We start from the raw sequence: 22,904 nt of genomic DNA on the forward strand, positions 1-22,904 counted from the left end.
GAAAGCCATGAGCCAATCGCGCATTCAACTGGCGGGCGTCTCCAAACAGTGGGGCGCCATCGCCGCTGTCGACGACATCTCGTTTGAGGTGACGCCGGGGCAGTTCGTCATTCTGCTGGGGCCCTCCGGCTGCGGTAAATCGACCACGCTGCGCATGATCGCCGGGCTCGAAGAGGCCTCAAGCGGCGCGATTCACATCGGCGAGCGCAACGTCACGCGCGCCCCGCCCGGGGATCGCGGCCTCTCGATGGTATTTCAGTCCTACGCGCTCTTTCCCCACCTGAGCGTGGCCGAGAACATCGTCTTTGGCCTGAAGAGCCGCCGCGTGCCCAGGGCCGAACGCCAAAAGCGCCTTGCACACGTGGCCGAGCTGGTCGACCTGACACCCTATCTCGACCGCAAGCCGGCGAACCTGTCCGGCGGCCAGCGCCAGCGGGTGGCGCTGGCCCGCGCCATCGTTTCCGAGCACCCGATTTGTCTGATGGACGAGCCGCTTTCGAACCTGGATGCGCGCCTACGCACCGAGATGCGCCGCGAAATCAAGGCGCTGCAGCGCCGGCTCGATATGACGGTGATTTACGTCACTCACGATCAGGTGGAAGCCATGAGCATGGGCGACCGGGTCATTTTGATGCAGCACGGCCGCATCGTTCAGGACGCCACCCCGAGTGAGCTCTACAACCAGCCGGCGAGCGCCTTCGCCGCCAGTTTCATAGGAAGCCCCGCCATGAATCTACTGCCTTTGGTCGCCGGTGTTGCCGGTGCTGTGATCGACGGCGACACCACCCCCGTCGCGCCGCTGGAAGCCGCCGGCGGGCAGCTCGGCGTTCGCCCCGAGGATATCGAGCTTCGCCCTGAAAACGCGCCCGGCGTTGCCGCACGCATCGAGGGCGAAGAGTACCTGGGTGCCGACACCGTCGTTCACGTGAGCGTGGGCAGCCACTCTCTTCGCGTACGCGTGGCGGGCCGCCCCGCTATCGAAGAGGCGGCCTGCCGCCTCTACTGGGCGCCGGAAAAGGCGCATCTGTTCGCCGCCGACGGTCTGCGACACGAGCATTTGGCGCCCCGCGCCTTCGCCGCCGCCCCAAGAAGCGTTGCCCGCCCGCCGACGGTAGGCTCGTTCCAGCACTGATTCGCCACCTACTCGTTATCCACTCGCTATTCAGAAGGAGCTCATCATGTTGTCTCGTCTTCCCTTTGCCCTCACCGCGCTGGCCGCCGGCCTTTTGAGCGCCACCCAGGCCAGCGCCGCGGTCGATCTCACGATGTACTACCCGGTGTCGGTGGGCGGCGCCTTGACCGACGTGATCGACGAGCTGGTCGAGGAGTTCGAGGACGAACACCCGGAGATCGATGTCGAGGCCATCTATGCCGGCAACTACGACGACACCCGGGTGCGCGCGATGTCCGCCATCGAAGCCGGCGATACGCCCGAGCTTTCGGTGATGTTCTCCATCGACCTGTTCGAGCTGATCGAGCAGAACGCCATCGTCGCCTTCGACGACCTGGTCGAGACCGACGAAGAGCGCGCGTGGCTGAACGGTTTTTACCCCGGTTTGATGGAAAACGGCCAGCTCGACGGCAAGACCTACGGCATCCCGTTCCAGCGCTCGACCATCGTGCTGTTCTGGAACAAGGACGCCTTTGAAGCGGCCGGGCTCGACCCGGACACCCCGCCGCAAAACTGGGATGAAATGGCCGAGATGGCCGCCACCGTGCGCGAAGCAAGCGGTGACCAGTGGGGCGTCATGGTGCCCTCCACCGGCTACCCGTACTGGATGTTTCAGGCCTTCGCCTATCAAAACGGCCACCGGCTGATGAACGAGGCCGGCACCGAAGTCTATTTCGACGACCCGGCGGCCATCGAGGCGCTGGAGTACTGGGTATCGCTTGCCGAAGATGGCGTCATGCCCAGCGGTACCATCGAGTGGGGGACGCTTCGCCAGAACTTCCTCGAGCAGTCCACGGCAATGATGTGGCATACCACCGGCAATCTGAGTGCCGTGAAGAGCGACGCCGACTTCGATTTCGGCGTGGCGATGCTGCCAGCCAAAACCCAGCGCGGAAGCCCCACCGGCGGCGGCAACTTCTACATCTTTGCCGATACCAGCGAGGAGGAGCAGCGCGCCGCGATGACCTTCATCCGCTGGATGACCGCTCCCGAGCGCGCCGCGGACTGGTCGATCGAAACCGGCTACATGGGCGTGAGCCCCGCCGCCTATGAGACCGAGGCGCTGCGCGACTACGTCGAGGCCTTCCCGCCGGCGGCGGTGGCCCGCGACCAGCTCGAGTTCGGCACCGCTGAGCTTGCCACCTATGAGGGCGGGCGCATTCGCCGCACGCTGGATAACGCCGTGCAAGCCGCGCTCACCGGCCAGATGACGCCGGAAGCGGCACTGACCCAGGCGCAAGCCGAGGCCGACCGTATCCTGCGCCGCTACGCCCGCTAAGCCTATTCAGGCGCCGGGCCTTCCCGGCGCTCACTCACCGGCGAGCCTTCACCATGACGCTGACCGCCCACCGCAAGCTCCAGCTCTATGGGGCGCTACTGCTGCTGCCCGCCGCGCTGCTGCTGGGTCTCTTCGCCTATCTGCCCACGATCACCACGGTGATTCAGAGCCTTTATCTGCCCGGCTTTCGTGGCGCGCCGCCGGCATTCGTCGGGCTCGAGAACTACCGGTTTCTGTTCGAGGACCCCAAGTTCTGGCAGGTGGCGCGCAACAACCTGCTCTACGCGCTGGGCACCATTCCGCTCTCCATGGCGCTTGCGCTCTGCATGGCGCTGCTGGTCAACGGCAAACTTCCTGGGCGCGGGCTGGTACGCATGGCCTACTTTACGCCGACGATTCTGCCGATGATCGCCGCTGCCAATATCTGGATGTTCTTCTACGCCCCGCAGATCGGGCTATTCAACACGCTGCTCGGCGCCTTGGGCCTTGGCGGAGTGAACTGGCTGGGCGACCCTGACGTGGCGCTCTACTCGATCATCGTGATGTCGGTGTGGAAGGAAGCCGGCTTTTTCATGATCTTCTATCTGGCCGCCCTGCAGGCGATCCCCCCGGAGCTCAAGGAGGCGGCGGATCTCGAAGACACGAGCCGCGCGCGCTTTTTCTGGCGGGTGACCTTTCCACTTTTGATGCCGACCACCCTGTTCGTTTTGATCAACGCGCTGATCAACGCCGTGCGCGTGGTCGATCACCTGTTCATTCTCACCAAGGGCGGGCCGAACAACGCTACCAACCTGCTGCTCTACTACGTGTACGAGAACGCCTTCGCGTTTTTCGACCGCACCACGGCGGCCACCATCACGGTGGTGATTCTGCTGGTGCTGGCGGTGGTGGCCACGCTCAAGTTCACCCTTCTGGACCGCAGGACCCACTACCAATGACGACGTTATGCCAATGAGCACTCTGGCCGCCTCCCACCCGCGCCGTCTGGCGCTGACGTTTTCGCTCGAGCATCTGGCCGCCTGGCTTTTGGCGATCGTCTGGATCTTTCCGCTGCTCTACGCGGTGTGGGCGGCGTTTCACCCGCCGGCGTTCATGGTGCGCTTCGAGCTCTTCGCGCCATTGAGCCTTGAGAACTTCAAAACCGCCTGGGCCCAGGCGCCGTTCGCGCGCTACTACCTCAACACCTTTTTACTGGTCACCGGCGTGGTGGCGGCGCAGTTCGTGGTGTGTACGCTGGCGGCGTTTGCGTTTGCGCGCTTTCCCGTGCCCGGCAAGAACGCGCTGTTTCTGCTGGTGCTGATCCAGCTGTTCGTGTTTCCCGAAGTGCTGATCGTCGAGAACTACCGTATCGCAAGCGGCCTTGGCTTGATCGACACCATCGCCGGCATGGGGCTGCCTTACGTGGCCAGCGCCTTCGGCATCTTCTTGCTGCGCCAGACCTTCAAGACCATCCCGCGAGAGCTCGAGGACGCCGCGCGTATTGAAGGCTGCAGCTGGCTTGGCGTGCTGTGGAAGGTCTACGTGCCGCTGGCCAAGCCCACGTATCTGGCCTACGCGCTGGTCTCGATCAGCCACCACTGGAACAACTTCCTGTGGCCGCTGGTGGTGACCAACTCCGTCGAAAGCCGCCCGCTGACCGTGGGCCTGGGCGTTTTTTCCGCGCCGGAAACCGGCGTCAACTGGGCCACCGTCAGCGCGGCGACGCTCTTGAGCATCGCCCCGCTTCTGGTTGCTTTTCTGCTCTTTCAGCGTCAGTTCGTGCAGTCGTTTCTACGCGCGGGCATCCGGTAGCGCCCGCTTTCGTGCGACAATCCTCAAAAGCGTCAACAAGCGAGGAGAGCGCAACGATGCACGGCGAACCCCACCCGGCGGCGTTGAAAGTGCTGCAGGAAGTCTTCGGCTTCGATCAGTTTCGCGGCCCGCAGCAGGCCATCATCGAACACGTCACTCACGGCGGCGATGCGCTGGTCCTGATGCCCACCGGCGGCGGCAAGTCGCTTTGCTACCAGATTCCGGCGCTTCTGCGCGAGGGCACGGCGATCGTGGTCTCGCCCCTGATCGCGCTGATGCAGGACCAGGTGGCTGCACTCGTGCAAAACGGTGTGCGCGCGGCGTACTTGAATTCGAGCCTCGATTTTCAGGACGCGATGGCCGTGGAAAATCAGCTTCGCGCAGGCTCCCTCGATCTTCTCTACGTCGCCCCGGAGCGCCTGGCCACGCCGCGCATGCAGGCGCTGCTCGACCAGGCGCCGATTGCGCTCTTCGCCATCGACGAGGCCCACTGCGTCTCGCAATGGGGGCACGACTTTCGCCCGGAGTACCGCCAGCTCTCCCAGCTTCACGAGCGCTTTCCAAGCGTTCCTAGGATTGCGCTCACCGCCACCGCCGACGTGCCGACCCGCGGCGATATCATCGAGCACCTGCAGCTTCAAAACGCCGCGCTCTACAACAGCGGTTTCGACCGGCCCAACATTCGCTATCACATCGCCGAAAATCAGGGCAACACGCGCGAGGCGCTCTTGCGCTTCATTCGCGAGAACCACGACGGCGAGGCGGGTATCGTCTACTGCCTGTCGCGCAAGAAGGTCGAGGAGACCGCGGCCTGGCTCGAACGCCAGGGATTGACCGCCCTTCCCTACCACGCGGGGCTCCACCCGGAGCAGCGCCAGGAGAACCAGAGCCGCTTTTTGCGCGAGGACGGCGTCATCGTGGTCGCGACCATCGCCTTTGGCATGGGCATCGACAAGCCGGACGTGCGTTTTGTGGCGCACCTGAACCTGCCCAAGAGTATCGAGGCCTACTACCAGGAGACCGGCCGCGCCGGGCGCGACGGTTTGGCTGCCGACGCCTGGATGGCCTACGGGCTGCAGGACGTGATCACCCTGCGTCAGATGCAGCAGGATTCGAGCGCCGGCGACCAGCAAAAGCGTATCGAGCAGCAGAAGCTTGATGCCATGCTGGGGCTTTGCGAGATCATCAGCTGCCGCCGCCAGGCGCTGCTGCACTACTTCGGTGATCATCTGGAAACGCCCTGCGGCAACTGCGACAACTGCCTGACCCCGCCGGACACCTGGGATGCGACCGTGGCCGCGCAGAAGGCGCTGTCGTGTGTCTTTCGCACCGAGCAGCGCTTTGGCGTGACCTATCTGGTCGACGTGCTGCTGGGCAAATCGAACGAGCGGATCACGCGCTTTGGCCACGACCGGGTGAGTACCTTCGGCATTGGTAATGAGCTTTCCACCAACGAGTGGAAGGCGCTTTATCGTCAGCTGATCGCCAGCGGCTATTTGAGCGTGGATATCGAAGGCCACGGCGCCGTCCACCTGACCAATAAGGCCAAGCCGGTGCTGCGCGGCGCGGAGTCGCTGACGCTTCGCAAGCCAGTCAAAACGAAAGCCACACGGCGCGGCAAAGGGGCTGCCCCCGCCCAGGGCCACGGCCCGCTGTGGGAGGCGCTGCGCCACCACCGCAAGGCGCTTGCCGACGAGCAGGGCGTGCCGGCCTACGTGATTTTCAACGACGCCACGCTCAATGAGCTCGTCGAGCGCCGCCCGGAAAACCTAGAGACGCTGGGTGGCGTCACCGGCATCGGCGCGCGCAAGCTCGAGGATTACGGCGAGGGGATTCTGGCCGTGATCGGGGCGCACAAGGGCGACGCCCCGGCGGTGAGCGTCGGTGATAGCGCTCGGCAGTCCGCTGACATGGTGAAACAGGGTCTTCCGGTCGAGGAGGTGGCGAACCGTCGCGGCTTTACCGTCAATACCATCTACCGCCACCTGGCGGAGGCGATTGAAGGCGGAGCGCTCATGCTCGATCAGGTGATGACGCTTGCGCCCGCCGAGCGCGAGCGCATCGAAAGCGCGATCCGTCAGCACGCGGGGGGCGGCATGAAAGCGATTTTCGAGGCGCTCGACGGCCAGGTCGACTACAACGTGCTGGCCTGCGTGCGTGCGGCGATGAACGCGCCAGGCTAAGGCCAAGACCCGGGCAAGGCTAGCGCTCGCGGCAGTGCTCGCCGCGGGCGATGGCGTCCTGATCAAACACACCAGTGTCGAGCACCCAGCCGGTCACAAGCGTTGCCGGGGTGACGTCGAACGCCGGGTTCCATACCGGGGCATCCTTGGGTGCCCAGCTCGCCTCGCCGAAGGCACCGGTCACGCCGCGCACTTCAGAGCCGTCGCGCTGCTCGATGGGAATCTCGGCGCCGGTGGCGCAGGCCGTATCCACCGTGGTGTAGGGAGCGACGACGTAGAACGGCACTTGGTGGTAGTGCGCCAGCACGGCGAGCATGTAGGTGCCCACCTTGTTGGCGAAGTCGCCGTTGGCACAGATGCGATCGGCGCCGACCATGATCTTGTCGACCTTGCCCGCCGCCATCAGGCTCGCTGCCATGCTGTCGCAAATGAGCTGGTAGTCGATGTCGAGATCCGCCATCTCCCAGGCGGTCAGGCGCCCGCCCTGCAAAAGCGGTCGGGTCTCATTCACGTAGACGTGAAGTTTGGTGCCCCGGGTATTGGCCACGGAGAACGCACCGATGGCCGTTCCCACACCGGCAGTGGCCAGCGCCCCCGTGTTGCAGTGGGTCAGCACTCGGTCGCCGTCCCTTAAAAGATCGGCGCCGCGCTCGGCCATCGCCTGGCAAAGCGCGCGGTCCTCCTCGAACAGCGCCGTGGCGCGCGCCCAAAGCGCCTCGACGCCTTGATCAAAGCAGGCCTCCATCGCGTCCAGACAGTACATCAGGTTCACCGCCGTGGGGCGCGTGGCGCGAAGATTATCGCTCACGCCCTGCCAGTTGCCCTGCGGGTTTCGTGCGGCGTACTGGGCCAGCACGAAGGCCGCGCTCAGCCCGATCAGCGGCGCGCCGCGAATCGCCAGGCGCTTGACCGCCGCCTGCCAGGCCTCTGGCGTATTGCAGGCCTCCCACTGCTCCACCTGGGGCAGACGCGTCTGGTCCAGATACGCGAGGGTCTCGATATCGACGCGCAGGCTGCGGGATTGAACGAAGGGCATGGGCAACTCCTGAGGGGCGACTTATCACGCGCGGAGCATATCATATAGAATGAAGCGCTTTGGATAGCGACCGGTACCGCGCATGACCTCAAAAGACGAACTGCTGGCGGCCATCGGCTGGGCCGCCGGCAACGGTTGGACCCCGGCCACCGGCGGCAATTTCTCCGTTCGCGCCGAGCGGGGGTATCTCGTCACCGCCTCCGGCGTCGACAAGACCCGCGTGCGCGAAGATGACCTGCTCTTGTGCGATTCTGGCGGCCGCGTGCTCGAAGGCACGGGCAAACCGAGCGCCGAAAGCGACCTGCACGCCGCACTCTACCGTCTCGACTCATTGATCGGCTGCGTGCTGCACGTTCACACCGTGGCGAGCACCGTGCTCTCGCGCCGCTTCCCCCAAGGCATTGCGCTCGAAGGCTTCGAGATGCAGAAGGCGCTGTTGGGCAACACGACCCACGACGCCTCGATCACGCTGCCGGTCGTTCCCAATTCTCAGGATATGGCCGAGCTTTCACGTCATGTCGAAGCCGGCTGGCCGATGCCCTGGGGCTTTCTGGTCGAGGGCCACGGCATCTACGCCGTGGGGGCCTCCATCGCCGAGTGCCGGCGCCATTTGGAAGCGATCGAATTTCTGCTTGCCTGCGTTCTGGAAGAGAGCCGCTACTCATGAGTGATTCCACTATCCGCGCCGTGATCATGGACGTCGAAGGCACCACCACCGACATCCGCTTCGTCCACGACGTGCTGTTCCCCTACGCCCACGATCAGCTGCCCGAGTACGTGCAGACCCACAGCGCCCAGCCCGAGGTCGCCGAGCAGATCGACGCCGTGCGCCGCGAGCTTGCAAAGCCCGAGGCGAGCCTCGACGAGGCCATCGAGGCACTGCTCTACTGGATCGAGACCGACCAGAAGGTCACCGCGCTCAAGGCACTGCAGGGCATGATCTGGGCGGACGGCTACCAGCGCGGCGCCTTCAAGGGCCATCTGTATGACGATGTCGCGCCGTGTCTTCGCCAGTGGAAAGAGCGAGGGCTTTCGCTCTACGTCTACTCCTCCGGTTCGGTGCAGGCGCAGAAGCTGCTGTTCGGCCACAGCGATGCCGGTGATCTCACGGCGCTTTTCGACGGCCACTTCGACACCCACATCGGCCACAAGCGCGAGGCAGATGCCTATCGGCGCATCGCGGAGGAGCTTGCTCTCGCCCCGGCGTCGATCCTGTTTCTATCGGATGTGGTCGAAGAGCTCGACGCCGCCGCAAGTGCCGGTATGAAAACGCTGCAGCTGGTGCGCGAAGGCACGCAGGCGGGCACCGAGCACGGCGTTGTGGCAAGCTTCGACGACATCACCCTCTAACGCATAACGCCAATAGCAAAGGAGCGCCCCATGTCACAACTCAAGGTGTTTGCCGACCAGAACCCGCAGGCCGCGCTGGTGGATATCCAGGACGGCGCGCAGATCAAGGCAGAACTCAACCGCGTCGGCGTGCTGTTCGAGCGCTGGGAAACGCCCGGCGAGATTGCCGACGACGCCACCCAGGAAGAGATTCTGGCGCTGTATGAAGCGGACATCGAACGCCTGAAGGCCGAAGGCGGCTACCAGACGGTGGACGTACTCCATATGGTGGCCACGCACCCGGACAAGGACGCCATGCGCCAGAAGTTTCTCAACGAGCACCGCCATCACGAGGACGAAGTGCGCTTTTTCGTCAAGGGCCAAGGGCTTTTCTGCCTGCACCTCGACGACAAGGTGTATCAGGTGCTCTGCACCCAAGGCGACCTGATCAGCGTACCCGCCAACACCCCGCACTGGTTCGATATGGGCCCGGAACCCTCCTTCACGGCGCTGCGTTTCTTCGACAACGTCGAAGGCTGGGTGCCCCACTGGACCGACAGCGATATTGCCGGACGTTTCGATCGTCTCGACCAGCTTTAAAACGCTCTCTCGGCCGCCGCCGTGCCTCCAGCACGCATGGCCGCCAGAAACGACAACGCGGGCCATGGCCCGCGTTGTCATTAGTGTTCTTTTCTTAGCGATTGTAAGCGCGAGCCAGCGCCAGTAGCGCGTGGGGTTTGCGGTAGGCGCTCGCATTGACCACCAGCTCCTCGCCCATTTTCAGATTGCGCGCTTCCAGCTTAGCGCGAAGCGCGGTATCGCCGATCTCCTCGAAGTCGGCGTTGTGGGCAAGCGAGAGCACTCGGCGGTGCATCTCGATGCCACAAAACGCCAGGGCGTCGTCGCGAAGCTCCAACAGCAGCGTTTCGCAGGCGGTTTCGCTCTCCTGGTTCTGGTCCTCGAACAGCGCGCGGGGGTAGAGAATGCCGCTGCGCTCGGTGTGCCAGAGGTGGCGAAACTCGTCGTCGAAACGGTTCAAACACTCGCCGATCACCTCGAGAATCCACGCCTGATACGCCTCGAGCGCGTCCGCCGTTCGGTGGGCGGGCTGACTGAAGTAGGCCATCAGAAAGTTCGCCACCGCCATGCCGAGATCGAAGGCCATCGGCCCGTACTGGGAGAACTCCGGGTCGATCACGCGCACGCTCGACTCGGTCGCCATGATCGAGCCGGAATGCAGGTCGCCGTGAATCATGGTTTCGGCGTTGGCGGTGAATTTCAACAGCATCCGCTGGGCCTTCGCCTTGAGCAGGGCGTTAGTGCGAAGCGCGGCCACGGCCTCGGCAAGCTCCGGGGTGTGGTGGTTCATCTCGGCCTCGAAATAGGGGTCGGTGAACACCAGCGACTCGGTAATGGCGGGAATCGCCACGTTGCCGGAAAAAAGCCCGACGTCGGCTTTCTTCTCCGGGCTCGAAAGCGAAAGCTCCGAGCCGCGAAAGGCGGTACGCGCGCAGAACTCACCAAGCACCTTACCCAGCCCCTCGACCCGCTCGCCCTTGATCAGCTTGCGGCGCAGGATGACGTGCGGCTGCAGGTACTCCATCACGATCAGCGCCTGGGCCTTGTCGAAATGGTACACCTCGGGGGCGACGCCGGGGGCGCGTTTGGCCTGGCGTACCAGGGCGTAATACTCGAAGTGCGCCCGATAGAGCGGCAGCGGCCAGCTCTCGCCCACCATGCGCACATAGGGCAGCGCCTGCTTGACCACCACGCTGCCCGTCTCGCCGGTGACGATGAACACCAGGTTCAAGTTGCCGTCGCCCACCTCACGCACGTCCCACTGAGCGGGATCGCCGCCCACACGTCGCGCAACGTCGTCGACGCCCCCCAGCCGTGCGCCCAGCGTCGCCACATCGAGCGCTTCATAACCGTCGGATTTACCGCTTTGATCGCCCTGCACAACCGTCTCCTTCGAAAATAGTCGGCCTATTTGTGCCTGGCGCGAAAGCAAAGTCAACTCGATGAACGCGGCGCTCGAGGCGTATCCAGCTCCCCGCTCGCGCTTTTCTGCCATGGGGCGTCTTGAGCCAGGAAGGTGCGGTTGCGCCCGCCAAGCTTTGCCTGGTAGAGCGCGGCGTCGGCACGCGCCAGCAGATCATTGGGCGCCGCGGCTTCACGTTGGCTCGAGACCGCCACACCGATGCTGACCGTCACGATCGCTGACTCAGCGACGCCGGGATTGGCGATATGTAGCGCTTCGATTCGCCGACGCACACGCTCGGCGGTTTGATACGCCTGGTGTGAGGAGATGTTCGCCAGCAGCAGCGCAAACTCCTCGCCGCCAATACGTGCGACCTGGTCGATCTCGCGGCTTTCGGCCTGCAGGGCGGCGGCGATCCGGCGCAGGCACTCATCGCCTTCGGGGTGGCCATAATGGTCGTTGTAGGCCTTGAAGTGATCCACGTCGATAATCAAGAGACTCAGCGGCGCCTGGGAGACGCGCGCCTCTTGCCACCGGGCCTCAAGCGCGGCTTCGAACTGGCGCCGATTGCCAATATTGGTCAAGGGGTCGGTGAGCGAAAGCTTCGAGAGTTTTTCGTTATCCTGACGGTAGTGGCCGGAGCGAATCCTTTCGCGCAGCAGCAGTAAATAGGCGCGCCGTTCGTTGCGCTCCAGCCGATAGCAGGTCACCAGCGTGAAAAGCGCCGTTGAAAAGATTCCCAAACACGCCAACCGTTTGGCCTCTATCGGCATGGGCTCGTACCCGACGAGGGTGACCAGCATAACGGCGATACACACCGCCGTGGTCACGCAGGCAAACGTGAATCGCAGAGGAAAAAATGTATTGCCGGCCACCAGAATCAGGCCGAAGCAGTACACATCGTAGTAGGAAAAGGGGGCCCGGGAGGCGCGCAGCACGATACAGGAGGCGACCATGGCGCACACGACGATATTAGCGACGAGCGTTTCGCGCCAAAATGGTGTTACCCCTCGATAGAGCAGCCAAAAGGCGGGCATCCCGATCAGCAGTACGGCGCCCACCCGCACCAGCAAAATGAAATCGAAAATGTCGGAGCGAAACGTGTAGTCGTTGGCCAGAAACAAAAAGTAGATGGGGGTCGCGATCAGCGTCGACACCAACATGCTGCGCCGCCGCCGACTCTGGGTATCGGCTTCGAACTGCGCCTCAAGCGGGGAAGGGAAGTTCAGACGAAACTCGCTTTGCGAAAGTTCAGCATCGACGGCTTTCGCTAACGCCCTGTCATCCATACGCTCTCCCATGCCCGTAACGCTTTACCTTTTTTTACATTTTACGGCACGTTTTGAACAATGACACGCCGCGCAGCACCTGTACCAGCACGATGTGACACATGCTCTATCATTAACGTTCGTTTTTAATTCAAGGAGATTTTCATGCAGCGCCAACAGCATTCCCAAAGCGGCGACTGGCTTTTCACCATTGGCCAGCGCGAACTCGTCGTTCATCAGCGCTACGAAGTATTGAGCATCGTTAACGATATTCTGATCGGCATCTGGTTCGTGATTGGCAGCGTCTGCTTTTTCTATGAGGGCAGCATTCAGACCGTCGGCGTGTGGCTGTTTCTGATCGGCAGCGTGCAGCTTTTGATTCGCCCGCTCATTCGGCTTCACCGCTTCATCTACTTCAAGCGGCTGCCGGACACCGACCAGGACGCCTGATCAAGGCTTTGGCGGCGCGACGTTTTTAGCGCAGCCGAGCCTGCGCGCACCCGCTCATCGACTCATGAGTCGCCTTCGTTAGAGAGCGCCTAACACTGCTGGCGATTGACCCCGTGACGCAGGCGCAAATGTCCGCGCAGGCGCCTTGCCAGCACGTCGACGCCAATGTTGAGTAGCGCGGTGATCAATATCAGCACCATCGCGCGGTCAAAGCGAATCTCCTGGATCGCGCTATCCACGTAAAAACCGAGGGTAGCGATGCCGAGGATGCCGAGAATCGCCGTTTCGCGCATGATGATCTCCCAGCGGTAGAACAAAAGCGCCAGAAAGGGGCCGTAAAGGCGTGGCACTATCTCGTACGCGTAGCGGTTCACCCCCGTTGGGGCGTCCTGTCTGAGCGTCACCTCGTTGCTGCGCCGCCCGATAAGGTGCGCGATGATGCCGCCGTTGTGCAGCGCCAGCGCCACCACCGCTGGCAGCATCGACGGCCCCCAGAGCTGCAGCAAAATGAACGCCAGCATGTACTCCGGCGTCGAGCGCATCACCACCAGACCCACGTGGCCCGCCACGCCGCCGAAGCGGCCCATGAAGTGGCGCGAAATCAGCGGAAAGAGCAGCAGCGCCAGCACCCCGGTCGCCACCAGCGCGATCTGGGTGAGCAGCAGCGTATTCCAGATGCCCGGCAGCGCCTGGTCGACGAACAGCCGGGTCAACCACGCCCACAGTGCCTCGAGCCCCTCGCCTCTTCTGAGCGGCGCGGGCACGATGTCCTCGGTGAAAAACCGCGTCACGTTCGACCACATGATGGGAAGCCCCGTGCCCAGAAAGAAAGGCGCTACGAGCAGATAAAGCGGCAGGATTTTCGGGCGCGCCCACCACCTGAGCGTACCGATCAACAGGTAAAACATCAGCAAAAGCGCGCCCACCGTCGGGTAGTGGCCCTGGGCGAACGCCGCCATCAGGTGATAGCCAATGGTCGGCATGCCGACGAAACCGAGCACCGCACTGGAGCGCAGCCCGCACTCCAGACGGTAGGCCGTGTAGCTCACCAGGTGCGGCCAGGCCTGGCTGATACGCGCGTAGACGAGTGTCGAGACCCGGTCGGCTCTTCGCGGCAGCGCCTCACCGGGCAGCGGGTCGGTTTCATCGAGGATTTCCGCGTACACCTTGGCGAAGATGCCCGCGTAGGGAATGGCGATGGCCAGCACCCCGGTCACCGGATGCAGGCCGAAGCTTTGAAGAAAGATTAGCGCCCAGAAGAGTTCGTGGATGGCGCGAATGAAGGCGCTGAAGGTGCGCACCCACCAACGGTGGAAGACAAGCGCCAGAAGCATCCCGGCAAGCGAGCCCACCCCAACGCCGACGAAGGCAAACGCCACGGTGCGCAACAGCGCCCCGCCAAGCGAGTCGACGCTCGAAAAATCCGGCTGGAGCAAGCCTAAAAAAAGCTGGCCCAGCGAATGCCAGGGGGCGTGGGCGCTGATCTCGAAATCGCCAAGCGCCAGGCACACCAGCGCCAGCAGAACGAACCCGAGCGTGACGCGGGTCGTGGCAGAGAGCGGCATCAGTAGAGATCCTGAAGAGAGGCGGCGGTGAGCGTCTTGCTCGGCGCATCCAGCGCGATGGCCCCCTCCTTGAGCCCGACGATTCGGGTACAGAACGCAAGCGCCAGCTCCAGATCGTGCATCGCCAGCACCGTGCGCGGATAGCCCTGGGTCAGCTTGCCCATGATCGCACTTGCCTGGGGGCCATCGAGCGCCGAGACCGGCTCGTCGGCCAACAGCAACTCGCCCTGCTGGTAGAGCACGCGAGCCGCCGCCACGCGCTGGCGCTGGCCGCCGGAGAGCTCACCGCAGGGCGTCCAGCGCTTCTCGCCAATGCCAACGTCATCGAGCAGCGCGACGATCTCGTCGATGTCGCGCTTCCAGGGTTTGGCAAGGGTCGCCAGGTTGCGCCACCAGGGGTGGCGGTCGAGCCTGCCCATGTAGACGTTGTGAAACACCGACAGCGTATCAACGAGCCCCAGCGCCTGGGGCATCAGCGCCACCGGCTGTGTCTGCCAGCGGTCATACATCAAGGAGAGCAGCGTCGACTTGCCCGCCCCGCTCTTGCCGATGAGCGCCACGTGCTCGCCCTTGTCGATCGTAAACGACAGCGGCTCGAGCACTCGGGTGGCGCCGTAGTAAGCCTCGGCGTTTTGTAAAACGAAATCGCTCACCCTTACAGCAGGTCCAGCGAGACCGCCACGTCATGAATCGGTTGGAAATCCTCGTTCGAGGCGGGGATGAAGCCCGAGCGCGGGAAGCTCGCCAAAAGCTCCGGGTCGTCCATATCCAGAAGCGCCTGCTGCAACCGCTCGGTGAACCCCTCGCCGAAGCGCTCGTCGACGTCGCCGCGCACGGTCCAATGGTAGTCCGGATAGGTCGGTGATTCCCAAACGACCTGCACCTGCTCCGGGTCGACGTTGCCCTGCTCGACCTCGTTCTCCCAGGCGGTATAGCTCAGAACGCCCGCCTGATACGCCCCGGACTGCACCAGCGACACCGTGCGGCTGTGGTTGCCGCTGTAGCCCACGCGCGAAAAGAGCTCGCCCGGCGAGGCGCCCAGATCGCGAGTCAGAAAGTACTCCGGCATCAGCCGCCCGGACGTCGAGCTTTGCGAGCCGAAGGTGAAGGTCAGCCCCTCGAGCGCTTTTGGTGCGGTATCGGACTCGACCGGCTCGATGCCGGTGGATGCGTTGGCGATGAAGTAGCTCTTGTACTCCGGGTCCTCGACGCCCTGGGCGATCGCTTGGGAGCCGGGCACCAGCTCGCGCGCCTGCACGCCGGTAAAGCCGCCGAACCAGGCCAGCTGTACCTGATTGTTGCGAAACGCGGTGACCGAGGCGGCATAAGAGGTCACGGGAATGAAGCGCACGTCGACATCGAGCTCGTCAGAAAGGTAGTCTGCCACCGACTGAAAGCGCTGCTGCAGGCGCGTCTCGTCCTCGTCGGGAATGGCGGTGAAAACCAGCGTATCGGCGGCGGCCAAGGGTGAGGCCAGCGCAAACAGAACGGCCGCACGGGCCAGTAGCGGTGGGCGAGACATGGGAGCGTCCTTTCATGAATGAAGAAACCGGCGCCGAGCACGCCGAAGCAAACCTAACCCAAGAATAACAGCATCGCCTGCGCTGTCAGTCAAACGGTGCTTGAAAACATCATCCTTTACCGCCAGAGGATTGTCGACTTTCATCAGGAGACCGACGCCTTGTGTGCACACGCTGGTGCGTTTGATAGGCGCCATGAAAGCATCTATAAAAGCGACCGATCACATCAACGCCGCCCCTATTTATCGCATTGAAAGTACCGGCGTTTTTTTAAAAAGAGTAAAACGAATGACCATACACGAGATCTTTTTTGCCGGCGGCTGCCTATGGGGCGTGCAGGAGTTCATGCGCCACCTCCCCGGGGTCGTGCGTACCGAAGCCGGTCGGGCCAACGGCACCACCTCGACCACGTCATCGAACTACGACGGCTACGCGGAGTGCGTGCGCGTCGAGTTCGATACGCGCGAGGTGGGCGTGGCGGCCCTGATGGGATACTTCTTTGAAATCATCGACCCCTACAGCGTGAACCGCCAGGGGGAGGATGTCGGTGAAAAATACCGCACGGGGGTCTACAGCCGACGAGCGGCGCATCTTGAGGCGGCCCGGGCCTATATTCGCGGGCGTGACGATAGCGACAGGATCGCGGTCGAGGTGGCGCCGCTTTCCAACTACGTCAAAAGCGATCCGGAACATCAGGACCGCTTGACCCTTTTTCCTGAGGACTACTGCCACATCCCGCTCGATCTGCTGCGCAAGTATCGCGTCTAGCGCGCTTTTCAGTGAATGGTTGCCATCCAGGCAGCGCTGTCACAGAAGTGTCAACTATCGCTCGTAGGCTAGTGGGCGCTCACCTTCCTGGAGACGTCCCCATGCTCAAACGCCCGCTTTGCCTTGCCGTTGCGCTTTCGACCCTTACGCTTTCTACCATCAGCGCCGCCGAAACCCTGACGCTTTATACCAGCCAGCCGCAAAGCGACGCTCAGCAGACCGTCGATGCCTTCATGGCAGCGCACCCGGAGATCGAGGTGGAGTGGGTGCGCGACGGCACCACGCGCTTGATGACGCGGCTTCGCTCGGAGCTCGCCGCCGGCGTGAGCAACCCGGACGTGCTGCTGATTGCGGACAGCATGACCATGGAGTCGCTCAAGAATGATGGCCACCTGCAGCCCTACCAGAGCCCGGAGCGCGAAGCGTTCGATTCAAGCCTCTTCGACCCGGAAGGCTACTACTACGGCACCAAGCTGATCACCACCGGCATCGTCTACAACACCGGCGCCGACCACCAGCCGTCGAGCTGGCAGGACCTGCTCGACCCCGACTACGAGGGTCTGGTCGCCATGCCGAGCCCGCTCTACTCGGGGGCGGCGCTGATTCACATGGCAGCGCTCACCGACAACCCGGAGTTGGGTGACGCCTACTATGAAGGGCTTCGCGACAATCGCGTCGAGGCGCAAAGCGGCAACGGCGGCGTCTTCAACGCGGTGGCGGCGGGCACCAAGGCCTACGGCATCGTGGTGGACTTTCTGCCGATTCGCGAAGCGGCCAAGGGCTCGCCGGTCGCGTTCGTGTTTCCCGACGAGGGCGTAAGCGCAGTGACCGAGCCGGTGGCGATCATGGCGGATGCCGATAACGTCGACGCCGCCCAGCAGTTCGTCGACTTCGTGCTCTCTCAGGAAGGCCAAGAGTTGGTCAGCGGCCAGGGCTACCTGCCCGCCCGCGACGGCACCGCCCCGCCGGACGGCTTTCCGGCGCGGGATACCATCGAGCTGATGCCGGTGGATACCGCCCAGGCCCTCGAGCAGGAAGAGGCGCTGAAGGCGCGCTTTAGCGAGCTGTTCGGCGGCTGATGGTGGCCTTCGAGATCGGTGCCGGCGGCCAGCAACGGCGACTTCTGACGGCGCTGACGCTCGTCATCGTCATCTTGAGCCTGGCCCCCAGCGCGCGGCTGCTATTCGAGGCGCTGGGAGATCTCAATCTCGGCAGCGACGCACCGCTTGTGCGCGTGCTACAAAGTGGCGCCACCTGGCGGGCTCTCGGGTACAGCGTCTACACCTCGGGGCTGGGGATGCTGATCGCGCTCGTGCTTGGCAGCCTCTTTGCCTTCGTCATCACCCTGACCGACATTCGCGGAAAAGCGGTGCTGGTGTTCTGCTTCATGCTGCCGATGATGATTCCGCCCCAGGTGACGGCCCTTGCCTGGCTGCAGCTTTTCGGCCCGGCGAGCCCGCTTCTGAAGAGCTTAGGGGTAGCGCCGGCGCTCGGCAGCCCCCAGCCGCTCTACTCCGCCGAAGGCATCGCGCTACTGCTCGGCATTCAGGCAGCGCCGCTGGTGTTTCTGGCGCTGCGCACCTCGCTTCTGTCGCTGCCGCGGGAATTGATCGAAGCCGCGCGCATCAGTGGCGCCCGCCAGTCCCAGGTATGGGGCCATATCGTGCTGCCGGTCACACGCGGCGCTCTGGTGGCGGGGGCGTCCATGGCGTTCATCTCGAGTCTGGGTAATTTCGGCATTCCGGCCATGCTCGGCATCCCCGCCGGGGTTTACGTGCTGCCGACGCTGATCTACCAGCGCATGGCGAGCTTCGGCACCGGGGTGCTGCCGGAAATGGCGTCGCTGTCGCTGTTGATCGGCGTGATTGCGCTTCTCGGCGTGGCGCTTCAGCAGCATTTCATGGGCAAAAGCCGCTTTGGGCTGACCGGCCACAGCGGCCGCGCCCACGACTTTTCGCTGGGGCGTTTCAAGCTGCCCATCACGGCGCTGATGGTCATCGTGCTGCTGGTGATTCTAATCGCCCCACTGCTGGCGCTCATGATCAGCTCGCTGGTGCCCGCCATGGGCGTGCCGCTGAACGCCACTACCGCCACGCTCGCGGCGTTTGAAGAGGTGCTGAGCCGCCAGGGCGCGACCTGGCGTGCGGTGAGCAATAGCCTGTGGCTCGCCGGCGGCGCCGCGCTTTTGCTGATGGCTGCGAGCCTGCCGCTGGCCTACCGCCTTTACCGGCTGTCGCCCAGGCTACAGCGCCTGGCGCTCGGCGCGGTGGAGCTGCCCTACGCGCTGCCCGGGGTGGTCCTCGCCATCGCCTGCATTCTGCTGTTCGTGCGGCCGCTTCCGCTCATCGACGTGGCGCTTTACGGCACGCTGACGCTGATCTTCATCGCCTACCTGGCGCGCTTTTTAGTGGTGTGTTTGAAGCCGGTGGCGGCGAGTCTTGCCCAGCTCGACCCGTCGCTCGAGGAGGCCGCCCAACTCGCCGGCGCCGGGCCCTGGCGCCGCATGGCGACGATCGTGCTGCCGCTGGTGGCGCCGGCGCTGTTCGCCGGCGGGCTTCTGGTGTTTTTGCTCGCGGTGAACGAGCTCACGGTGTCGGCGCTTTTGTGGAGCGCCGGCAACGAAACCCTGGGCGTGCTGATTTTCAATCTGGAGGAAGGCGGCGAAAGCGTGCTGGCCTCGGCGGTATCGATACTGGTGGTCGCGATGGTCGCCGTGCTGATGCTCGCCTTGAGCCTGTTGGCGCCTCGTCTACCCAAGGGAGTCGTTCCATGGCAGCGCTGAGTATCGACGGTGTGAGCAAGTTCTTTGGCGAGCACGCCGCCGTCGACGACCTGTCGCTCACCGTGGAGCCCGGTGAGTTCGTGGCGCTCCTTGGCCCCAGCGGTTGCGGCAAGACCACGATGCTGCGCATGCTGGCGGGCTTCGAGCCGGTCTCCCGCGGCGAGATCCGCCTGAATGAGTCGCTGCTGGCAAGCGCTTCGCACCACGTCGAGCCGGAGCAGCGCCACATGGCGATGGTGTTTCAGTCCTACGCGCTATGGCCGCACATGAGCGTGGCGGACAACGTCGGCTACCCGCTCAAGCTCAAGAAGGTGCGCGGCCAGGCCTACCGCGAGCGCGTTCAGCGAGCGCTGGCGCTTGTAGAGCTCGAAGGCTACGCCAGCCGCACGCCCCAGCAACTTTCCGGCGGCCAGCGCCAGCGCGTCGCGCTTGCCCGATGTCTTGTCACCGACCCGGCGGTAGTGCTGCTCGACGAGCCGCTGGCAAACCTGGACCGTCACCTGCGCGCCGCCATGGAGCAGAGCTTTCACGCGTTTCACCGCCGCACCCAGGCCACCATGGTCTACGTGACCCACGACCAGAGCGAAGCGATGGCGCTGGCGGATCGCATCGCGGTGATGCGCGAAGGCCGCCTCGTTCAGTGGGCCACGCCCGAGACGCTCTATCGCGAGCCCAAAAGCCAGTGGGTCGCGGGCTTCATCGGCCAGGGCAGCGAGCTTCACATCGCCGCCGGTGCCCCGGGCCAGCGCCTTGAAGAGGCCGCGCTGATGCAGGGCCTGGCCGCCCCTGCCCACGCCCGCACCCAGCCGGTGCTGGTGCGCCCGGAGCACGTTCGCATCAAGCCGGATGCCCCGGTTGATCAGGATCTGATCGCCTGCGTCGAGCACCAGACGTTTCGCGGCGAGCGCTTCGAGCTGCACCTGCGCCTTTTGGATGGCACCGCGCTCATGGCCTACCACCCGCACGCGCTGGCGCCCGGCCAGCCGGTGGCGCTGTCGCTGACCGAGGGCTGGTGTCTGGAAAGGGATTAGCCGGCGCAGAAGCTGGCCGACAGAAGGCGTTCAGCGCGCGAGCTTCTTGCGTCGCTGCTCGGCGCGCTTGAGCGTTGACATCTTTTCCGGGCGCTTCATGGAAGACCAGCGGCTGATCTCGTCCATGTTGCGCCCGCAGCCGGTGCAAAGCCCGCTCTTGAGCTGGCACACCCCGATACAGGGACTTTCGATCTTCTGAGCCATCAGTGCTTGACCCCTTTATCGCGCAACCGGCGCCGCCAGTCGCCGCCGTGGGTACGTGCGCAGGCCTGTTCGCTATCAACCTCGATGTGCCGGGCAGGGGTTTCGATAGCCACGCCGGCCTCCTCGAGCGCCACCGTCGTCAGCGCCTCCAGCCGCTGCTGACCCTCCCCTTTCAGCGCCTGGGCCAAGTGGGCGTCGGTATCGAAGACCCAGATGACGCGCAGGCTTGCTGGAAAGTGGCCGTAATCCACCTCGTGGGTAAGCCAGACGAACCCGTCGAGCTCGAACTTGGCCTCCTCGCAGGCGCGAGTGAGCGAATCGACCAGCGCGCGCTCGACTCTTCCGCGCTCTCGTTTGGCTATCATGGAGACTCGCTCTTTATCAAAAGCACGATCCTACCGGTAGCGCTGCCAGGCCAGCAAGGCAATGGGTAACAGCGACACCGGCAGCAGCCACGCGTTGAGCGCCGCCCAGCCGAGCGTGCTCACCAGCGGCCCGGCCGCGAGCGCCGACACCGCCACGGCGCCGAACACCAGAAACTCGTTGGCTGCCTGCACCCGCGCTTTCTCCGCCGGGCGCCAGGCCTGGCCGACGAGCCCGGTGGCCGGCAGAAACGTAAAGTTCCAGCCAAGGCCGAGCAGCACCAGCGCCACGTTGAAGCCGGCAACGCTGAGCGAGAACTGGGCGGCCAGCGTGCTCGCCGCCAGCAGCAGGCAGCCCACGACGATCACCCTGCGAGCGCCCAGCCGGGCGATCAAGGGCCCGGTGAAAAACGACGGCGCGAACATCGCCACCACGTGCCACTGAATGGTCATGGCCACGTGATCGAAGCCGTGCCCGGCGTGACTCATGGCCAAGGGCGTGGCCGTCATCGCCAGGTTCATCACCGCGTAGCCGACCATTGCCGAGACGACCGCCACCAGGAAGGCGGGCTGGCGCAGAATCTCGCCCAGCGGGCGCTGCTCGCCCGTCGGCGCCTCACTGAATGCCGGCGGGAGCCGGGTGACGAGCAGCAGACCCAGCGCGAGCACGTAGAGCGTGGCGAGCCCCGCAAAGCTTGCCAGAAACGGTATGTCGGAGAGCTCGCGGCTGAACCGGGCAAGCCAGGGGCCGGCGAAGGCGGCGAGCAAGCCGCCGCCCATGACCAGCCCCAGGGCGCGCTCGCGGTGGCGCGCCTCGGCGGCTTCCAGTGCGGCAAAGCGGTAGAGCTGGCCAAAGCCGATGCCCACGCCGATCAAAAAGGTCGCGAGCAGGAAAAGCGGGAAGCGGCCCAGCGTCAGCGCCGCCATGGCCACCCCGGTGCCCAAAAGCCCGACGAGATTACCCAGCACGAAGCCGCGCTTGCGCCCAAGCTTGCCCATGATCAGGGAGGCGGGCACGGTGGCGCACATCAGTCCCAGCCACTGGCTCGCCACCGGCATCGTGGCAAGTGAGGCACTGGGGGCGAGCGCGGCGCCGACCAGCGGCGAGACCGCGATCAAGAGGATGTTGCCGCTGACCAGCAGCGCCTGGCAAAGCGATAGCAGGATGACCGTTAGCGGCATGGGGGTTCTCCTTGAAGGGGTTCGCGGTACCCGTGGTGAAAGCGCTGGCGGTAAACGGACGGCGAAACGCCGTAGTGGCGCTGAAAGAGCCGGCGAAGCTGCTCGGCGCCGCCCAGCCCCCAGCGCCCCGCCAGCCGTTCGAGCGACACGTTCGGGGCATCGAGCAATGCTCCACGCGCCTGCTCCAGGCGCAGCCGGGTCAGGTAGGTGCCGGGGGTGAGCGCCAGGTGGCGCTTGAACAGCCTGGTGAGGTGGCGCGGCGAGACCGCCATGACCGCCGCCATGCTCTCGAGGCTGTGCGCGGCGCCGGGGTCGGCGTGAAGCACATCCAAAAGCCGCTTGAGTGGCCCGGCGCGGCCTTGACCTTGCAGCATCTCGCTGAACTGCGACTGCCCGCCGGGCCGGTGCAAGAACATCACCAGCTCCCGGGCGATCTGCCCGGCAAGCGTGGCCCCCTGGTCGGCCTCGACCAGCGAAAGCGCCAGGTCGATACCCGCCGTGACGCCGGCGCTGGTGTAGCGCCCGCGGCTTTCGAGATAGAGCGCGTCGGGCTCGACGGCAAGGCGCGGATATTCGCGCGCCAGCTGCTCGGCCCGGCGCCAGTGAGTGGTCACGCGGCAGCCGTCCAGAAGCCCCGCCTCGGCCAGCAGAAACGCCCCGCTGCAGATCGATCCCAGCCGACGCACGTTGGGCGAAAGCTTACAAAGCGCCGCCGTCAGGGCCGGATCAAAGCGCGCCTGCATCACGCCGCTGCCGCCGGCGACCAGCAGCGTATCGAGCGGCTGACGTAACAGCTCGCCGACGGCGCAATCGGCCTGAACCGCGAGGCCGCCGTTGGTGGTGATCATGCCCGGCGTGCTCGCCGCGAGGCTCAAGCGATAGCGCGTTTCACCGCTGAGCTTGTTGGCGGTGGCAAAGACCTGCCAGGGTCCGCTGATATCGAGCATCTGGCAGTCGGGGTAGGCAATGAAGGCGATGGGGCGCGTCACGCGGCGTCTCCGA

23 protein-coding genes are annotated in these 22,904 nt (G+C 64.5%); 13 read left to right on the forward strand and 10 right to left on the reverse strand.

Annotated elements, in window-relative coordinates:
- Positions 1-7: 7 nt before the first annotated feature.
- The 5 genes from RN347_RS14770 to recQ are packed head-to-tail and all read left to right on the forward strand — an operon-like array spanning position 8 to position 6,424.
- Entirely contained in the window at positions 8-1,132 is a 1,125-nt protein-coding gene (locus RN347_RS14770; RefSeq protein ID WP_263586082.1) for an ABC transporter ATP-binding protein, read from the forward strand.
- 46 nt (positions 1,133-1,178) lie between these two features.
- On the forward strand, positions 1,179-2,450 hold the full coding sequence (locus RN347_RS14775; protein WP_311958746.1) for an ABC transporter substrate-binding protein: 1,272 nt from the start codon (positions 1,179-1,181) through the stop codon (positions 2,448-2,450).
- Positions 2,451-2,503: 53 nt separating this feature from the next.
- Positions 2,504-3,388 carry a sugar ABC transporter permease gene (locus RN347_RS14780; RefSeq protein WP_311958747.1) on the forward strand — a complete coding sequence of 295 codons (885 nt, stop codon included), beginning with the start codon at positions 2,504-2,506 and terminating at the stop codon, positions 3,386-3,388.
- Positions 3,389-3,401: 13 nt separating this feature from the next.
- A complete protein-coding gene (locus tag RN347_RS14785; RefSeq protein WP_311960857.1) occupies positions 3,402-4,241 on the forward strand; it encodes a carbohydrate ABC transporter permease in 840 nt (279 codons plus the stop codon).
- A 56-nt stretch (positions 4,242-4,297) separates the two neighbouring features.
- The gene (recQ, locus tag RN347_RS14790; protein ID WP_311958748.1) at positions 4,298-6,424 is read left to right on the forward strand and encodes a DNA helicase RecQ; all 2,127 of its coding nucleotides are present in this window, start codon (positions 4,298-4,300) and stop codon (positions 6,422-6,424) included.
- A gap of 19 nt (positions 6,425-6,443) precedes the next feature.
- On the opposite strand, the gene mtnA is transcribed toward recQ, so the two are convergent.
- Positions 6,444-7,460: an S-methyl-5-thioribose-1-phosphate isomerase gene (gene mtnA, locus RN347_RS14795; protein WP_311958749.1), complete on the reverse strand. Its 1,017-nt coding sequence runs from the start codon at positions 7,458-7,460 to the stop codon at positions 6,444-6,446.
- 82 nt (positions 7,461-7,542) lie between these two features.
- Here mtnA and mtnB point away from each other — a divergent pair, with 82 nt between their 5' ends.
- From mtnB to RN347_RS14810, 3 genes are read left to right on the forward strand one after another with little or no spacing between them, the layout of a single operon-like run.
- Entirely contained in the window at positions 7,543-8,127 is a 585-nt protein-coding gene (gene mtnB, locus RN347_RS14800) for a methylthioribulose 1-phosphate dehydratase (protein WP_311958750.1), read from the forward strand.
- Positions 8,124-8,810 (forward strand): acireductone synthase, encoded by a 687-nt coding sequence (gene mtnC / locus RN347_RS14805; protein ID WP_311958751.1) that lies wholly within the window; start codon positions 8,124-8,126, stop codon positions 8,808-8,810. The genes mtnB and mtnC overlap by 4 nt, the downstream gene beginning before the upstream one ends.
- A gap of 30 nt (positions 8,811-8,840) precedes the next feature.
- The gene (locus RN347_RS14810) at positions 8,841-9,389 is read left to right on the forward strand and encodes a cupin domain-containing protein (protein WP_311958752.1); all 549 of its coding nucleotides are present in this window, start codon (positions 8,841-8,843) and stop codon (positions 9,387-9,389) included.
- Positions 9,390-9,483: 94 nt separating this feature from the next.
- On the opposite strand, the gene mtnK is transcribed toward RN347_RS14810, so the two are convergent.
- Both mtnK and RN347_RS14820 read right to left on the reverse strand, forming a co-directional pair.
- On the reverse strand, positions 9,484-10,749 hold the full coding sequence (gene mtnK / locus RN347_RS14815; RefSeq protein WP_311958753.1) for an S-methyl-5-thioribose kinase: 1,266 nt from the start codon (positions 10,747-10,749) through the stop codon (positions 9,484-9,486).
- Positions 10,750-10,802: 53 nt separating this feature from the next.
- Entirely contained in the window at positions 10,803-12,059 is a 1,257-nt protein-coding gene (locus RN347_RS14820; RefSeq protein ID WP_311958754.1) for a GGDEF domain-containing protein, read from the reverse strand.
- Between the two features lie 144 nt (positions 12,060-12,203).
- On the opposite strand from RN347_RS14820, the gene RN347_RS14825 reads away from it, so the two are divergent.
- Entirely contained in the window at positions 12,204-12,488 is a 285-nt protein-coding gene (locus RN347_RS14825) for a YrhK family protein (protein ID WP_263586072.1), read from the forward strand.
- A gap of 89 nt (positions 12,489-12,577) precedes the next feature.
- Here the strand turns inward: RN347_RS14825 and RN347_RS14830 are convergent, their stop codons facing one another.
- The 3 genes from RN347_RS14830 to RN347_RS14840 are packed head-to-tail and all read right to left on the reverse strand — an operon-like array spanning position 12,578 to position 15,575.
- A complete protein-coding gene (locus RN347_RS14830; RefSeq protein ID WP_311958755.1) occupies positions 12,578-14,053 on the reverse strand; it encodes an ABC transporter permease in 1,476 nt (491 codons plus the stop codon).
- Complete coding sequence (locus RN347_RS14835) at positions 14,053-14,706, reverse strand: ATP-binding cassette domain-containing protein (protein ID WP_311958756.1); 654 nt, start codon at positions 14,704-14,706, stop codon at positions 14,053-14,055. The genes RN347_RS14830 and RN347_RS14835 overlap by 1 nt, the downstream gene beginning before the upstream one ends.
- Positions 14,707-14,708: 2 nt before the next feature.
- Entirely contained in the window at positions 14,709-15,575 is an 867-nt protein-coding gene (locus RN347_RS14840) for a putative selenate ABC transporter substrate-binding protein (RefSeq protein ID WP_263586069.1), read from the reverse strand.
- 286 nt (positions 15,576-15,861) lie between these two features.
- Here RN347_RS14840 and RN347_RS14845 point away from each other — a divergent pair, with 286 nt between their 5' ends.
- The 4 genes from RN347_RS14845 (at position 15,862) to RN347_RS14860 (ending at position 20,154) form a co-directional block, all read left to right on the forward strand.
- A complete protein-coding gene (locus RN347_RS14845; RefSeq protein ID WP_311958757.1) occupies positions 15,862-16,341 on the forward strand; it encodes a peptide-methionine (S)-S-oxide reductase in 480 nt (159 codons plus the stop codon).
- A gap of 101 nt (positions 16,342-16,442) precedes the next feature.
- On the forward strand, positions 16,443-17,420 hold the full coding sequence (locus RN347_RS14850) for an ABC transporter substrate-binding protein (protein WP_311958758.1): 978 nt from the start codon (positions 16,443-16,445) through the stop codon (positions 17,418-17,420).
- On the forward strand, positions 17,420-19,123 hold the full coding sequence (locus tag RN347_RS14855; RefSeq protein WP_263586066.1) for an iron ABC transporter permease: 1,704 nt from the start codon (positions 17,420-17,422) through the stop codon (positions 19,121-19,123). The genes RN347_RS14850 and RN347_RS14855 overlap by 1 nt, the downstream gene beginning before the upstream one ends.
- Positions 19,111-20,154 (forward strand): ABC transporter ATP-binding protein, encoded by a 1,044-nt coding sequence (locus RN347_RS14860; RefSeq protein ID WP_311958759.1) that lies wholly within the window; start codon positions 19,111-19,113, stop codon positions 20,152-20,154. The genes RN347_RS14855 and RN347_RS14860 overlap by 13 nt, the downstream gene beginning before the upstream one ends.
- Positions 20,155-20,184: 30 nt before the next feature.
- Here RN347_RS14860 and RN347_RS14865 read toward each other — a convergent pair whose 3' ends face one another.
- Genes RN347_RS14865 through RN347_RS14880 form a run of 4 tightly spaced genes read right to left on the reverse strand, consistent with a single transcriptional unit; the run spans position 20,185 to position 22,891 of the window.
- Positions 20,185-20,358: a DUF1289 domain-containing protein gene (locus tag RN347_RS14865; protein WP_263586064.1), complete on the reverse strand. Its 174-nt coding sequence runs from the start codon at positions 20,356-20,358 to the stop codon at positions 20,185-20,187.
- Positions 20,358-20,723 carry a hypothetical protein gene (locus RN347_RS14870; RefSeq protein WP_263586063.1) on the reverse strand — a complete coding sequence of 122 codons (366 nt, stop codon included), beginning with the start codon at positions 20,721-20,723 and terminating at the stop codon, positions 20,358-20,360. The genes RN347_RS14865 and RN347_RS14870 overlap by 1 nt, the downstream gene beginning before the upstream one ends.
- Before the next feature lie 30 nt (positions 20,724-20,753).
- Entirely contained in the window at positions 20,754-21,902 is a 1,149-nt protein-coding gene (locus RN347_RS14875; protein WP_311958760.1) for an MFS transporter, read from the reverse strand.
- Positions 21,893-22,891: a GlxA family transcriptional regulator gene (locus tag RN347_RS14880; RefSeq protein WP_263586061.1), complete on the reverse strand. Its 999-nt coding sequence runs from the start codon at positions 22,889-22,891 to the stop codon at positions 21,893-21,895. The genes RN347_RS14875 and RN347_RS14880 overlap by 10 nt, the downstream gene beginning before the upstream one ends.
- Between the last annotated feature and the right edge of the window lie 13 nt (positions 22,892-22,904).

Origin of the sequence: Halomonas sp. PAMB 3264, from assembly GCF_031954245.1 — a bacterium.
Classification (GTDB): Bacteria; Pseudomonadota; Gammaproteobacteria; order Pseudomonadales; family Halomonadaceae; genus Vreelandella.

Coding starts and splice junctions, on each gene's coding strand:
- RN347_RS14770 (WP_263586082.1), top strand. CDS start 8: ATGAGCCAATCGCGCATTCAACTGGCGGGCGTCTCCAAACAGTGGGGC.
- RN347_RS14775 (WP_311958746.1), top strand. CDS start 1,179: ATGTTGTCTCGTCTTCCCTTTGCCCTCACCGCGCTGGCCGCCGGCCTT.
- RN347_RS14780 (WP_311958747.1), top strand. CDS start 2,504: ATGACGCTGACCGCCCACCGCAAGCTCCAGCTCTATGGGGCGCTACTG.
- RN347_RS14785 (WP_311960857.1), top strand. CDS start 3,402: ATGAGCACTCTGGCCGCCTCCCACCCGCGCCGTCTGGCGCTGACGTTT.
- recQ (WP_311958748.1), top strand. CDS start 4,298: ATGCACGGCGAACCCCACCCGGCGGCGTTGAAAGTGCTGCAGGAAGTC.
- mtnA (WP_311958749.1), bottom strand. CDS start 7,460: ATGCCCTTCGTTCAATCCCGCAGCCTGCGCGTCGATATCGAGACCCTC.
- mtnB (WP_311958750.1), top strand. CDS start 7,543: ATGACCTCAAAAGACGAACTGCTGGCGGCCATCGGCTGGGCCGCCGGC.
- mtnC (WP_311958751.1), top strand. CDS start 8,124: ATGAGTGATTCCACTATCCGCGCCGTGATCATGGACGTCGAAGGCACC.
- RN347_RS14810 (WP_311958752.1), top strand. CDS start 8,841: ATGTCACAACTCAAGGTGTTTGCCGACCAGAACCCGCAGGCCGCGCTG.
- RN347_RS14820 (WP_311958754.1), bottom strand. CDS start 12,059: ATGGATGACAGGGCGTTAGCGAAAGCCGTCGATGCTGAACTTTCGCAA.
- RN347_RS14825 (WP_263586072.1), top strand. CDS start 12,204: ATGCAGCGCCAACAGCATTCCCAAAGCGGCGACTGGCTTTTCACCATT.
- RN347_RS14830 (WP_311958755.1), bottom strand. CDS start 14,053: ATGCCGCTCTCTGCCACGACCCGCGTCACGCTCGGGTTCGTTCTGCTG.
- RN347_RS14840 (WP_263586069.1), bottom strand. CDS start 15,575: ATGTCTCGCCCACCGCTACTGGCCCGTGCGGCCGTTCTGTTTGCGCTG.
- RN347_RS14845 (WP_311958757.1), top strand. CDS start 15,862: ATGACCATACACGAGATCTTTTTTGCCGGCGGCTGCCTATGGGGCGTG.
- RN347_RS14850 (WP_311958758.1), top strand. CDS start 16,443: ATGCTCAAACGCCCGCTTTGCCTTGCCGTTGCGCTTTCGACCCTTACG.
- RN347_RS14855 (WP_263586066.1), top strand. CDS start 17,420: ATGGTGGCCTTCGAGATCGGTGCCGGCGGCCAGCAACGGCGACTTCTG.
- RN347_RS14860 (WP_311958759.1), top strand. CDS start 19,111: ATGGCAGCGCTGAGTATCGACGGTGTGAGCAAGTTCTTTGGCGAGCAC.
- RN347_RS14865 (WP_263586064.1), bottom strand. CDS start 20,358: ATGGCTCAGAAGATCGAAAGTCCCTGTATCGGGGTGTGCCAGCTCAAG.
- RN347_RS14870 (WP_263586063.1), bottom strand. CDS start 20,723: ATGATAGCCAAACGAGAGCGCGGAAGAGTCGAGCGCGCGCTGGTCGAT.
- RN347_RS14875 (WP_311958760.1), bottom strand. CDS start 21,902: ATGCCGCTAACGGTCATCCTGCTATCGCTTTGCCAGGCGCTGCTGGTC.